Genomic DNA, 12,746 nt, shown 5'->3' on the forward strand with positions numbered 1-12,746 from the left:
GTAGAAACCGGCATGATGACACGGCCGTTCATAATAACATAAGTTAGCTTACCTGTACGTGCCGCTAACATAAGTTACGGCGATTGCATCATCTTCTTCCTCTACCTTCTGGAACAAACAAGATGATCTTTCATTAAGCTCCCGAAACTGCCTGCAATGCTTTGTTGTTGCTGCGGGCGAATGGAGGGCTGAGCTTGAGCGAGACTGTGCTGGTCACCGGCGGTGCCGGATTCATTGGTCGATCGGTCTGTGCCGAATTGCTTCAAAGGGGCCACAAGGTCCGCGTGCTCGACGCCCTGATCGAGCAGGTCCACGGCGAAGTGGACGGCTCCAAGCTCCTTCCTTCCGAGGTCGAATTGCTGGTCGGTGACGTCCGCAACGGCGACGTCGTGCAGAAGGCGCTGCAAGGCGTCGACAGCGTGATCAACCTTGCCGCCGAAGTCGGCGTCGGCCAATCGATGTACGAGGTCGAGCGCTACACCAGCGGCAATGACGTCGGCACTGCCGTGCTGATGGAAAAGCTGATTGCCAAGCCGGTGCGGCGCGTGGTCACCGCATCCTCGATGAGCATCTATGGCGAAGGTCTCTACCGCGATGCCGACGGCGAAGCGGTCCAGGACGCGCTTCGCTCTCCCGGTGCCGGCGACGGGCAAAGCTGGGAGCCGCTGGACCGCCACGGCCGTCCGCTACAGCCAGTGCCGACGCCTGAATGGAAGAAGCCCGATCTCGCCTCCATCTACGCGCTCGGCAAATATGTGCAGGAGCGCACCACCCTGATCATCGCCGGCGCCTACGGCATGGAAGGCGTCTGCCTGCGGTTGTTCAACGTCTATGGCCCCGGTCAGGCGCTCTCCAACCCCTACACCGGCGTGCTGGCGATCTTCTCGTCGCGGTTGCTCAACAACCAGCGCCCGGTGATCTTCGAGGATGGCGAACAGCGCCGCGACTTTGTCCATGTCGGCGATGTCGCCCGCGCCTTCTGTGATGCGCTCGAGCTGCCGCAAGCGGCGGGCGGGGTGTTCAACATCGGCTCCGGGCATGATCGCTCGGTGCGCGAGGTGGCGCGCTCGCTCGCCGCTGCGCTTGGCAAAGACGGGATCGAGCCAGAAATCGCAGGCAAGGGCCGGATCGGCGATATCCGCCACTGCTTCTGCGACGGATCACTGGCGGCGGACAAACTCGGCTTCCGCGCGACCAAGGACTTTGGCGAAGGGCTGGCGGAACTTGCCGAATGGGTCGCCAGCCAGACGGCGGTTGACCGGGTCGATCAGGCCCGCGCCGAGCTCGAGGAGCGGGGGCTGGTCGCGTGACGGCGCGTACGATCTTCCGGCAGCTTCCGGTGCTGGTGACCGGCGGCGCCGGCTTCATCGGCAGCAACATCGCCGATCGGCTCGCTTCCGAGGGCCATGATGTCCACATCTTCGACGCGCTCTCGCGGCCGGGGGTCGAGCGCAACCTGAACTGGCTGAAGAGCAAGCACGGGCAGCGCATCCGCTTCACTCACGGCGACGTGCGCGACGAAGCGTCGCTAGCCGCCGCCGCCAGCGAAGCGCAGGCGGTGTTCCACATGGCCGCGCAAGTGGCGGTGACCACCAGCCTCGTCACCCCGCGCGACGACTTCGACATCAACGTGCGCGGCACGCTTCACCTGCTCGACGGGCTGCGAACCTCCGGCCGGCGCATCCCGGTCGTCTTCGCCTCGACCAACAAGGTTTATGGCGATCTTGCCGACCTCGAGTTCCGGCTGGAGGACGATCGTTACGAAGCGGTCGATCCAGAGGTTCGCGCGCATGGCATCGGCGAAGACCGCCCGCTCGACTTTCACACGCCCTACGGCTGCTCCAAGGGTGCGGCCGATCAATATGTCCTCGATTATGCCCGCAGCTTCGGCGTTCCAGCCGCGGTGATCCGGATGAGCTGCGTCTACGGTCAGCGCCAGATGGGGACCGAGGATCAGGGCTGGGTGGCGCACTTCCTGATCCGCGCGCTCGAAGGCGAGGAGATTACGCTCTACGGCGACGGCGCGCAGGTGCGTGACATTCTCGACGTCAGCGATGCGGTCGATGCCTACATGGCGGCCTGGTCGAACATCGACCGGATTGCGGGCCGCGCCTTCAACCTTGGCGGCGGTCCGGCTAACGCTATCTCGCTGCGACAGCTGATGCGGCACATCGCCGAGCTGACCGGCCGGGCGCCAAAGGTCAGCTATTCGGACTGGCGCGCCGGCGACCAGCGTTATTTCGTGGCCGACACCCGGACCATCCAGCGCGAGCTTGGCCTAGGCACCCCACGCGGCTGGCACGACGGGGTCGCGGCACTCGCCGACTGGCTGGTGGAAGAACGCGCACTGGCGCCGGTGGCCGCCGACCCGATCCGCATCCCGGCATGACGCGTCGCCGCCTGCTTCTCACCACCGACGCGGTCGGCGGGGTGTGGACCTATTCGCTCGACCTCGCGCGCGCCCTGTCGAGGGCGGAGGACATGGTGATCCTGCTGGCGCTGATGGGGCCGGCGCCGTCGGCCGACCAGCTTACCGAAGCCGCAGCCGTTCCCGGCTTGCAGCTCATCGACACTGGACTTCCGCTCGACTGGACCGCGGCCTCCGAATGCGAGGTGCGCGAAAGCGCCGAAGCCCTGGCGCAGCTTGCCGCGAAAGCGGACATCGAGCTCGTCCAGCTGCACTCGCCCGCGCTTGCGATCGCCCGCTATCCTGTGCCGGTAGTCAGCGTGATGCACAGCTGCGTCGCGACCTGGTGGTCGGCGGTGCATGGCGGCGACCTGCCCGATGATCTCGCCTGGCGCGCCGCGCTGGTGCGCGAAGGGCTGGAGCATAGCGACCTCGTCATCGCTCCCTCGCAAAGCTTCGCCGCCTCCGTGCAGCGGGACTATGCGCTTTCCGCAGCGCTCGTCGCGGTTCCAAATGGCAGGGCGCAGCCCGAGCCGGTCGCGGGCGACGAGCCGGCCGATTTCGTCCTTACCGCGGGCCGTCTGTGGGACGCCGGCAAGAACGTCGCCACTTTCGATCGCGCCGCAGCACTCGCCTCGCTTCCTTTCCGCGCCGCCGGACCGCTGGAAGGACCGGATGGCAACCGCATCCGGCTCGACCATGCGGAAGCCCTTGGTAAGGTTCCGGCCGAGGACCTTTCCGCCCTCCTTTCACGACGCCCGATCTTCGTCTCCGCCGCGCTTTACGAGCCGTTCGGCCTCGCCGTGCTCGAAGCGGCGCAGGCCGGCTGCGCGCTGGTCCTGGCCGACCGCCCGGTCTTTCGCGAGCTGTGGGAAGACGCGGCGATCTTCGTCGATCCGCTCGACGAATACGCCATCGCCGCTGCCGTAGATCGCCTCGCCGCCGACCCAGAAAGGCGCGCTGCGCTCGGCACGGCGGCGCGGACCAGGGCTGCCGGCTTCACCCCCGAACGTACTGCCTCCGCCATGCTCGACCTCTACGCCGGCCTTCGAGAACCGGAGAAGGCCGCGGCGTGAGGATTGTCTACTTCACCCATTCGCTGCGCAGTTGCTGGAACCACGGCAACGCCCATTTCCTCCGCGGCGTCCTGCGCGATCTCAAGGCCCGCGGCCACGAGGTCCGCGCGCTCGAGCCAGCCGGGTCGTGGAGCCTGTCCAACCTCCTCGAAGATGGCGGCGAGCAGGGCCTTTCAGCGTTCCAAGCGGCTTACCCCGACCTTCAGGACGTCATCGAGGAATATGCGCCGGGGACTGACGCTGAAGAGCTGATCGGCGATGCCGACCTCGTCATCGTGCACGAATGGAACGAGCCTGCGCTGGTCGCCGCGGTCGGCGCCCTGCGGAAGGGCGGTAGCCGCTTCACTCTCCTCTTCCACGACACCCACCACCGCGCGGTCAGCGAGCCGGAGGCGATGCGCGCCTTCGATCTGAGCGGCTATGATGGCGTGCTGGCATTCGGCGAGACTCTGTCCGAAGTCTATCGCGGATGGGGCTGGCGAGGCCGCGTCTGGACCTGGCACGAAGCCGCCGATACCCGCCTGTTCAAGCCGCCGGTGGCCGAGCAGGAACGCCGCGGCCTGATCTGGATCGGCAACTGGGGCGACGGCGAACGCTCGGCCGAGCTGGAAGAATATCTCTTCCGCCCCGCTCAGGAAGCCGGCCTGCCGCTCACCATCCACGGTGTCCGCTATCCGCCGGAAGCGCTCGCCACTCTGCAACGCTACGGCATCCATTTCGGCGGCTGGCTCCCCAACGCCGCCGCCCCGCAGCTGTTCGCCCAGCATCTCGCCACCGTCCACGTGCCTCGGCGCTTCTACCGCGAGGTGCTGCCCGGCATTCCCACCATTCGCGTGTTCGAAGCGCTTGCTTGCGGCATCCCGTTGGTGAGCGCGCCGTGGGACGACGCCGAGCATCTGTTCACTCCGGGCGACGATTATCTCGTTGCCCGCGACGGCGCCGAGATGACCCGCCACCTCACGGCCTTGCGCGACGATCCCGCCCTTCGCGAAGCGCTCGCCACCCGCGGGCTCGCCACCATCCGAGCGCGGCACAGCTGCGCCCACCGCGTCGACGAGCTGCTCGGCATCGTCGCGACGCTTTCGAACAAGGTCGACGCATGAAAATCGCTTTCTACGGCTCCTCCCTGCTCAGCGCCTACTGGAACGGCGCCGCCACTTATTATCGCGGCATCCTGAAAGAGCTGGGCGGCCGCGGGCACGACATCACCTTCTACGAGCCCGACGCGTTTGAGCGGCAGCAGCACCGTGACATCGACCCGCCTGCGTACGCCCGCTCGGTGGTCTATGACGCCACGCCCGACGCCTGCGCCCGCGTCCTCGGCAACGCCGCGGATGCCGACATTGTGGTCAAGGCGAGCGGCGTCGGCGTGTTCGACGACGAGCTCGCCGAGGGCGTCCTCGACCACGCGCGTCGCGATGCGCTCAAGGTCTATTGGGACGTCGATGCCGCCGCCACCCTGGAAGAGCTGCGGGCAGCGCCCGATCATCCGCTGCGGCGCCGGCTCGGCGAATTCGATCTCGTCCTCACCTACGGCGGTGGTCCACCGGTCGTGTCCGCCTATGAGGAAATGGGCGCGCGCCGCTGCATCCCCATCTACAATGCGCTCGATCCTGCAACGCACCATCCGGTGCCGCATGAACCTCGCTTCGCTGCGGATCTCGGCTTCCTCGCCAATCGCCTGCCCGACCGCGAAGCGCGGGTGGAAGAGTTCTTCCTTCGCGCCGCCGCGCTGAGCCCGGAAAAGAGCTTCCTCCTTGGTGGCAACGGCTGGGCGGGCAAAGGCCTGCCGGACAACGTTCGCCCGGTTGGCCATGTCGGCACCGGCGACCACAATGCCTTCAACTGCTCGCCGCTCGCCGTACTCAACGTCGCCCGCGACAGCATGGCCAACGTCGGCTTCTCCCCCGCCACTCGCGTGTTCGAAGCCGCCGGCGCCGCCGCCTGCCTGATCACCGACGAGTGGGAAGGGATCGAGCAGTTCCTTGAGCCCGGCCAAGAGGTGCTTGTCGCGCGCGACGGGCAGGACGTTGCAGAACAGCTTGCCGCACTCACCCCGCAGCGCGCCCGTTCCATTGGCGAGGCCGCCCTCGCCCGCGTGACGGCCGAGCACACCTACGCTCATCGCGGGGTCGAAGCCGACCGCGTGCTTCGCGAAGCGGTCACCGCCAAGCGCGAGCTGGCGCTGGCATGAAGCTCGTCGTTCTTGGCCTGTCGCTCTCTTCCTCGTGGGGGAACGGCCACGCCACCACCTTCCGCGGCCTCTTGGCGGAGTTCGCCGCGCGCGGACATGACATTCTGTTCCTCGAACGCGATGTCCCTTGGTACGCCAGCCAGCGCGATCTGACCGACCCCGATTACTGCCGCCTCGAATATTACAGCGACCTTGATGACCTGCAGCGTTTCACCGGCGAGATCGCCCGCGCCGATGCGGTGATCGTCGGCTCCTACGTACCGGATGGCGTGAAGGTCGGCCGTTTCGTTCAAGCGACGGCGCGCGGCGCCACCGCTTTCTACGACATCGACACGCCGGTCACGCTGGCAAAGCTTGCCCGCGGCGACTTCGAATATCTCGATCCCGCGCTGATCCCCGGCTTCGACCTGTATCTCAGCTTCACCGGCGGTCCGACCTTGCGCTTTATTGAGCGCGAGCTCGGCTCACCCGCTGCCCGCGCGCTTTACTGCCAGGCCGATCCGGAGCTGTACCGGCCCCTCGACGTGCCGACCCGCTGGGATCTTTCCTACCTCGGCACCTGGTCGGCCGATCGCCAGCCCACTGTCGACAAGCTGCTCTGCAGCGCAGCCCGTGCGTTGCCGGACAGCCGTTTCTGCGTCGCCGGTCCGCAATATCCCGCCGACATCGACTGGCCTGCAAATGTCGAGCGGATCGAGCACGTTCCTCCCGCTGAACACCCAGCCTTCTACGCCGCGTCGCGCTTCACGCTGAACGTCACCCGCGCGGACATGATCGCTGCCGGCTGGAGCCCGAGCGTGCGCTTGTTCGAGGCCGCGATGTGCGGTTGCCCGGTCATCTCCGACGTATGGGAAGGGCTCGACCAACTGTTCGAGCCGGGCCGCGAGATCCTGCTTGCCCGCAGCACGGACGACGTGATCGCAGCGCTGCGCGGCATCACGCCGGACAAGGCTCGCGCCATTGGCGACGCGGCCCGCCAGCGCGCCTTGGCCGAGCACACGTCGCGGGTTCGCGCCGGTGAGCTCGAACAGCATCTTGAGGAAGCGATGGTGGGCAAGACAATGGCGGCGCTCGCGGCGGAGCGCTGAGCGCCAAGGCTCGCGAAGAATGCTTGTTTACGGCGACCATGAGGAGACACTCGATACAGCGGAGGCGCTGAGCACCCTTCGCGAGGATGCTGGCCGATGGCTGGATCACGATGCCCTGCGCGACCGGTTCATCATGCTGTCCGGGCTGGCGCAAGGAGTGGCGGACGCCGACTTCGCCGAGCATGGATCAGACCGGGAGCGCGCCGCCGAGCGGACGTTGCTGCAACAACTCGTCACGCTCGGTTCGCTCCTGCTGCAATCCTGGGATGAAGGCTGTTCGGGAGGGATCGCCCCCGCCCTGCCGGTCGTGTCCGGTCTTCCTGCCGCCGTCCGCGTTCGCGAGGGAGAGGGCTACGCGCACTATGCTCTTTACCCCGAGGCCTACGGGCTTGCTGCTCGCCAGCTCAAGCTAGCCGCCCCGCCGATTGTCATTGGCCTGCGCAGCATCGGCAGCGGACTGGCCGCAATCGCCGCAGCCGCGCTCGAGGCGCCGACACCAGTTACGCTACGTCCCGGCGGCGAACCCTTCGCCCGCTCACTGAGGATCGACGCAAGCCTCGCCGAGCATCTGCTCCAGGGTGAGCGGCATTTCGTGATCGTCGACGAAGGGCCAGGCCTGTCGGGAAGCAGCTTCGGCTGCGTGGCGGATTGGCTGGAGGATCATGACGTTCCGGCCGAGCGGATCGCCTTTCTTGCCGGTCATGGCGGCGACCTCGGTCCACAAGCCTCGCCCCGTCACCGCGAACGCTGGCAAACAGCGCAGCGCCCGGTTGTTCAACCGGAGCGGCTGCCTGGCTGGATCAGCACGCTCGTCGGCACGATCACGAACTGGTCCGAACTTTCGGGCGGTGCGTGGCGGCCGTTGTGGAACGCCTGCGAGGCCACATGGCCGCCGATTGTGCCGGCTTGGGAGCGGATGAAGTTCCTTGTGGAAACGGGCTCGGGACAATGGCTGGTCCGCTTCGCCGGCCTCGGTTCTGCCGGCCGCCAGAAATTCGCGCTCGCGACGCTGCTCGCCGAGCACGGGTTCGGCCCGGAGGTCGCCGGGCTCACGCACGGTTGGCTCGTGCTTCGCTGGCACAGCGATGCGATGCAGGCGCGGCCGAGCGTGTCCGAAGTGCAGGCTTACCTCGCCCTGCGCTCTCGCCTGCCCGGACCCACCGGTGCCAGCCTCAGCGATCTCGTCACCATGGTCCGCCGCAACCTGCCCGAGTTCGCGGGTTGGAACCCCGACCTTTGTCGTTTGGCGCCCGAGCCGGTTCAGGTCGACGGGCGCCTCCACGCGCACGAATGGCTGCGTTTGCCATGCGGGCGACTGCTCAAGGCCGACGCGCTCGATCATCACCGAAGCCACGATCTCGTCGGCTGCCAGGACATTGCCTGGGACCTAGCGGGGGCGGAGGTCGAGTTGGGGCTGACGCTGCCCTCCGCCAAGCCAAACCTCGAAGCCTTATACCGCGTCGCTTATTGCGCCTTTCAGATCGGCGCCCACACGCTCGGCAAAGGAATGAGCCCCGCAGCGGAGCACTACCGCTTGGACGCGGCTATCGCCCGCTACCGCTTAGCGCTGGTAGATGCGGTCGAGAACCTCCGAGACGTCGACCAGGCGCTCGGACGCGGCATCGAAGCCTTCGCCTGACGCCAGCCGCCTAGCCCAATCGGCAGCGGCGCGGCCGCCCCACTCATGATCGGGCTCGGACGCGTGCCAGCGTTCGGTTCCGGCGGTGCGGAAAGCTTCGAAGTCCGTGTAGCTTCCGTCGATATTGCGGAACTGCGCTCCGCCTCGCGTGCCGTAAAAGTCGGCGCCGATGTCGCACATCCGGCCCGCGGCAAGCTTCCACGAACAGGCGAGCCGCACCACCGCGCCGGTGGCGAGCGTCAGCGTGGCGACCGCATAATCCTCGCAAGCCGTGCCAGGATCGGCCAAGGGCGCGCCGCCGCCCAGCAGGTGGCTCTCCACCGACACGACCTCAGGCCAATCCATTGCCCACAGCGCGAGGTCGACGAGGTGCACGCCAAGATCGATCACGCACCCGCCGCCCGATTGCCGCGGATCGAAGAACCAATCCTTCCCCGGACCATAGGCATTGTGGAAGACGAGGTCGGCTGCAAAAGGGGTGCCGAGATCGCCCGAGGCGATGGCGCGGCGGATCGCCTTCATGCCGTTGGTGAAGCGGTAGCTGAGATCAACGCCGAGCAGCTTGTCGGCCTTGCGCGCTGCATCGACCACGGCGCGCGCTTCTTCCGCGGTCCGGCCAAGCGGCTTCTGGCAGAACACCGCCAGCCCCGCCTCCAGCGCTCGGATCGACTGCTCGGCATGAAGTGCACTGGGGCTGGCAATCACCAGGCCGTCGAGGTCCTGCGTAAGCAGCTCGTCGAGATTGTCGAGCACCGCGGCACCCGGCGCCGATGCGGCGGCTTGCTCGCGCATGTCGTGGCTCGGATCAGCGATGGCGGCAGCGTCGACCAGACCGGTCGCAAGCATCGCTTCCATCCGGTTGCGGCCGATCCAGCCGGTGCCGAGGAAGCCGAGGCGCGGTTTGTCGCTCACGGTTCAATGATCGCCTTGAGGAAGCCCATCGGCCGGTCGCGGGTGGCGTCCAGTGCTTGGGCCAGTTCGTCCAGTTTGTAGCGATGGGTGTAGAGCGGGCTCGGATCGAGGCGGCCGCTGGCGACCGCGTCCACCGCTTCGCGAATGCCGTCCATGTAGACCTGCGGATCGCGCTCATGGGCGTTGATGACGTCGATCCCGCGCCAGTTCCACAGCCACATGTTGACCTGCCGCGGGCCGTCCTGATGGTAGCCCGCAATGATCAGCTTGCCCCGCTCGGCGGTAAGCTCGCCGGCGAGGTCCAGCGGCCACTGCTTGCCGACCGCTTCGATCACCCGCTCGCAGAACTTCCCGCCGGTCAGTTCCTTCACCGTTTCGATGATCTTGGTGTGGTCCGTCATCGGGATCGTTTCCGCCGCCCCGAACTCACGGGCGACCTCGAGGCTGAAATCCCGGCGGGAGATGGCGATGACGCGGGCGCCGGCGTCAGTGGCGAGGCGGGTCAGCAGCGCGCCGAGGAAGCCGATCCCGACGATCGCCACCGTCTGGCCAGCCTGGATGTCGGCACGGCGAAAGATGTTGAAGGCGCAGCCGAGCGGCTCGCCCGGGAAAGGCTGGTCGGCAAGTTCGGGTGGCAGCTTCACCACCTTGTCGGCATCGGCGATGTCGTGGGTGGCGTAGCTGTTGTAGCTCAAGGCCGCGACGCGGTCGCCGGGCGCGAAGCCGTCGACACCTTCACCGACCGCTTCGATCACGCCCCAGCCTTCGTGGCCCATGCCGCCAGGCTCACCCGGATATTGCAGCCATTCGGGCCCACTCCACGGCCCGAGATTGGACGCGCACACGCCGCATCCTTCGATCTTCAGCCGCACTTTGCCCTCGCCCGGCTCGGGAAGCGCGAGTTCATCGATACGAATGGTCTGCGGCGCCGACAGCGTTGCGGCGCGCATGGTCGTCGTGATGTTCAAGAGGCTCCCCTTCGTTCCACCCGCTGAACGAGGTGGATAGAAGATGGTTGCTTCAGGCCTCGCGCACTCGCAGCGTAGCCACTGCGGCAAGGCCCATCACCCCGGCGGCAAAGGCCATGGTCCAGATCGGCTCGGCCGGGAAAAACGCTTTCATGATCGAGCCCATCACGGTTGCGACCAGCAGCTGCGGCACCACGATGAAGATGTTGAAGAGGCCCATGTAGGTGCCGAGCTTGGCCTGTGGCAGCGAGCTGGCGAGAATGGCGTAGGGCATGGCGAGGATCGAGGCCCAGGCGATCCCGACGCCGATCTCGGCTAGCAGCAGATGCTGCGGATCGCGGAGCAGAAAGAAGCTGGCATAGCCGAGCGCGCCGGCGAGAAGGCAGAGGGCATGGGTCCTGGCCTTGCCGATCCGCTTGGCGAGTGCGGGCAGGACCAGCAGCGCTGCAACCGCGGCGACGCCATTGTAGACCGCGAACAGCACGCCGACCCAATTGCCCGCTTTCTGATAGAGCGCGCTGTCAGGATCGCTGGCGCCGAAGAAGTTCTGGGCGACCACTGGCGTCGTGTTGATCCACATGATGAACAGCGCCGACCAGCTGAAGAACTGCACCAGCGCGAGCTGCTTCATCACCGGCGGCATGCCGGAGAAATCGCCGACCAGGCTGCCGAGCATACCGGCGCCAAGGCCGCGCTTGGCGCGCGCAATGGCGATGGCCGAGAGGAGGCCGTAGAGCACCAGCAAGGCCCCAAGCAGATAGACTTCCTTTTCGAGGCCCAGCTCCGCGACCAGGCCGATGACCAGGCCGCCGGCCGCGCCCCACAGGATGGGAATGAGGAGGGAGCGGGTTGCCAGCGTGCGAAGGGCGTCGCCGCGATCTTCCTCTGCTTGCTCGCCGAAGCTGCGCATCTCCTCGGGGGAATATTCGCGGGTGGTGAAGACGGTCCACATCACCGCCAGGAAAAGCGCAACGCCGCCCGCCCAGAAGCTCCAGCGCACGGTGTCGGGAACAGCGCCTTCGCCCGCGACATTGCTGACGCCCCAATGTTCGAGGAGGTAAGGGAAGATCGAACCAATCACCGCGCCCGCGCCAATAAACGCGGTCTGGACGGCGTAACCGGCGGTATGCTGATCGCGGTGAAGCTGGTCGCCGACAAAGGCGCGGAACGGCTCCATGGAGATGTTGAGGCTGGCGTCGAGCATCCACAGCAGCGCTGCGGCAGCAAGCAGCACGGGGGCGATCGGCATCAGCAGCAGCGACAAGGCGGCCAGCAGCGCACCGGCCACAAAGTAAGGCCGGCGGCGACCGAACCGGCCGAGCCAGGTCCGATCGCTCATGAAGCCGATGATGGGTTGAACGAGAAGGCCAGTCAGCGGGGCTGCCACCCACAGGGCGGGCAAGTCATCGAGGCTGGCGCCGAGCGACTGAAAGACCCGGCTCATGTTGGCGTTCTGGAGCGCAAAGCCGATCTGGATGCCGAAAAAGCCGAACGAGATGTTCCACAACCCCGCCCAGCCCTGCCGCGGCTTCTCCAGCCGGCCCGTCACCTGATCCATGCACACTCCTCCTGACCGGCAGAGAAGCAGGAAAGCATGGCGCTGCCAATGTTGGTGCAGTGCAGCAGAATAGGTATTCACAGGTGACAGTGGCGTGGAGCGCGTTAGCCTCAGGCCATAATGTGAGGGGGAAGAACAGCATGGCCGTAGCCGCACCAGCCAGTCCGACAACGGCCGCCCCTGACGGCGTTGACGCGCCTGAACTGCGTTATTTCGTGTTCGCCTTGTTCTTCATCTTCGGCGGGATCACCAGCCTCAACGACGTGATCCTGCCCAAGCTGAAAGAGCTGTTCACGCTCAACTACACGCAGGCGATGCTGGTGCAGTTCTGCTTCTTCACCGCCTACCTGGTGATCGGCATTCCCGGCGCGCAGCTGGTGAAGCGCATCGGCTATATGCGTGGGGCGATGACGGGGTTGCTGGTGATGATGGCCGGCTGCCTGCTGTTCATCCCGGCCTCGCGCACGGCGACTTACGGGCTGTTCCTGTTCGCCCTGTTCGTGCTGGCAAGCGGCGTGGTGGTGGTGCAGGTGGTCGCCAACCCGCTGATCAGCCTGCTCGGGCCGGCAAGGACGGTGCACAGCCGGCTGACCTTTGCGCAGGCGTTCAACAGCCTTGGCACCACGGTGTTTCCGATCGTCGGCTCGGCGCTGATCCTGGGCGGACTTGCGGGCGTCAGCGCATCGGACTTCACGGGGGCCGAGCTCGAAGCGTACCGCACCGCCGAAACGCAGGCGATCAGCAATACGTATATTGGCCTCGCGGTCGCGCTGCTGGTGATCGCAGGCGCGGTGTTCCTGTTCCGCAATCGGCTGCCGAACGAGCAACACGAGCGAAGCTCGCCGCTGGCCGGCTTCTCGCTGCTCAGCCGCAAGCGCTTCGGCTTTGGTGCCTTGTGCATCTT

At 66.5% G+C, this 12,746-nt stretch carries 11 protein-coding genes; 8 read left to right on the forward strand and 3 right to left on the reverse strand.

The genetic code is table 11. The features are described 5' to 3' along the window. Nucleotides 1–194: 194 nt before the first annotated feature. From ACP69Z_RS13570 to ACP69Z_RS13600, 7 genes are read left to right on the forward strand one after another with little or no spacing between them, the layout of a single operon-like run. Entirely contained in the window at nucleotides 195–1,310 is a 1,116-nt protein-coding gene (locus tag ACP69Z_RS13570; RefSeq protein ID WP_426267995.1) for an NAD-dependent epimerase/dehydratase family protein, read from the forward strand. Further along, entirely contained in the window at nucleotides 1,307–2,389 is a 1,083-nt protein-coding gene (locus ACP69Z_RS13575) for an SDR family NAD(P)-dependent oxidoreductase (RefSeq protein ID WP_426267996.1), read from the forward strand. Before ACP69Z_RS13570 ends, ACP69Z_RS13575 begins: the two co-directional genes overlap by 4 nt. Further along, a complete protein-coding gene (locus ACP69Z_RS13580; protein ID WP_426267997.1) occupies nucleotides 2,386–3,483 on the forward strand; it encodes a glycosyltransferase in 1,098 nt (365 codons plus the stop codon). Before ACP69Z_RS13575 ends, ACP69Z_RS13580 begins: the two co-directional genes overlap by 4 nt. Then, on the forward strand, nucleotides 3,480–4,586 hold the full coding sequence (locus ACP69Z_RS13585; protein WP_426267998.1) for a CgeB family protein: 1,107 nt from the start codon (nucleotides 3,480–3,482) through the stop codon (nucleotides 4,584–4,586). Before ACP69Z_RS13580 ends, ACP69Z_RS13585 begins: the two co-directional genes overlap by 4 nt. Further along, nucleotides 4,583–5,677, forward strand: coding sequence for a CgeB family protein (locus ACP69Z_RS13590; protein WP_426267999.1), 1,095 nt, complete (start codon nucleotides 4,583–4,585; stop codon nucleotides 5,675–5,677). Before ACP69Z_RS13585 ends, ACP69Z_RS13590 begins: the two co-directional genes overlap by 4 nt. Then, the gene (locus ACP69Z_RS13595) at nucleotides 5,674–6,765 is read left to right on the forward strand and encodes a CgeB family protein (RefSeq protein ID WP_426268000.1); all 1,092 of its coding nucleotides are present in this window, start codon (nucleotides 5,674–5,676) and stop codon (nucleotides 6,763–6,765) included. The genes ACP69Z_RS13590 and ACP69Z_RS13595 overlap by 4 nt, the downstream gene beginning before the upstream one ends. Before the next feature lie 19 nt (nucleotides 6,766–6,784). Next, the gene (locus ACP69Z_RS13600; RefSeq protein ID WP_426268001.1) at nucleotides 6,785–8,404 is read left to right on the forward strand and encodes a hypothetical protein; all 1,620 of its coding nucleotides are present in this window, start codon (nucleotides 6,785–6,787) and stop codon (nucleotides 8,402–8,404) included. Here the strand turns inward: ACP69Z_RS13600 and ACP69Z_RS13605 are convergent. The 3 genes from ACP69Z_RS13605 to ACP69Z_RS13615 are packed head-to-tail and all read right to left on the reverse strand — an operon-like array spanning nucleotide 8,327 to nucleotide 11,842. Beyond that, a complete protein-coding gene (locus ACP69Z_RS13605) occupies nucleotides 8,327–9,316 on the reverse strand; it encodes a Gfo/Idh/MocA family protein (RefSeq protein WP_426268002.1) in 990 nt (329 codons plus the stop codon). The two genes, ACP69Z_RS13600 and ACP69Z_RS13605, sit on opposite strands and share 78 nt — an antisense overlap. Then, entirely contained in the window at nucleotides 9,313–10,284 is a 972-nt protein-coding gene (locus ACP69Z_RS13610; RefSeq protein WP_426268003.1) for an MDR/zinc-dependent alcohol dehydrogenase-like family protein, read from the reverse strand. Before ACP69Z_RS13610 ends, ACP69Z_RS13605 begins: the two co-directional genes overlap by 4 nt. 52 nt (nucleotides 10,285–10,336) lie before the next feature. Next, nucleotides 10,337–11,842: an MFS transporter gene (locus tag ACP69Z_RS13615; protein ID WP_426268004.1), complete on the reverse strand. Its 1,506-nt coding sequence runs from the start codon at nucleotides 11,840–11,842 to the stop codon at nucleotides 10,337–10,339. A 140-nt stretch (nucleotides 11,843–11,982) separates the two neighbouring features. On the opposite strand from ACP69Z_RS13615, the gene ACP69Z_RS13620 reads away from it, so the two are divergent. Further along, nucleotides 11,983–12,746, forward strand: a 764-nt coding sequence (locus ACP69Z_RS13620; RefSeq protein WP_426268005.1) for an MFS transporter, incomplete at its 3' end; no start/stop codon positions are given.

Source organism: Sphingomonas sp. LHG3443-2, assembly GCF_049896405.1.
Classification (GTDB): Bacteria; Pseudomonadota; Alphaproteobacteria; order Sphingomonadales; family Sphingomonadaceae; genus Sphingomicrobium.

Excerpts from the sequence above, each read along its gene's own strand:
- ACP69Z_RS13590 (WP_426267999.1), top strand. The coding sequence starts at position 4,583 with ATGAAAATCGCTTTCTACGGCTCCTCCCTGCTCAGCGCCTACTGGAAC.
- ACP69Z_RS13595 (WP_426268000.1), top strand. The coding sequence starts at position 5,674 with ATGAAGCTCGTCGTTCTTGGCCTGTCGCTCTCTTCCTCGTGGGGGAAC.
- ACP69Z_RS13580 (WP_426267997.1), top strand. The coding sequence starts at position 2,386 with ATGACGCGTCGCCGCCTGCTTCTCACCACCGACGCGGTCGGCGGGGTG.
- ACP69Z_RS13600 (WP_426268001.1), top strand. The coding sequence starts at position 6,785 with ATGCTTGTTTACGGCGACCATGAGGAGACACTCGATACAGCGGAGGCG.
- ACP69Z_RS13615 (WP_426268004.1), bottom strand. The coding sequence starts at position 11,842 with ATGGATCAGGTGACGGGCCGGCTGGAGAAGCCGCGGCAGGGCTGGGCG.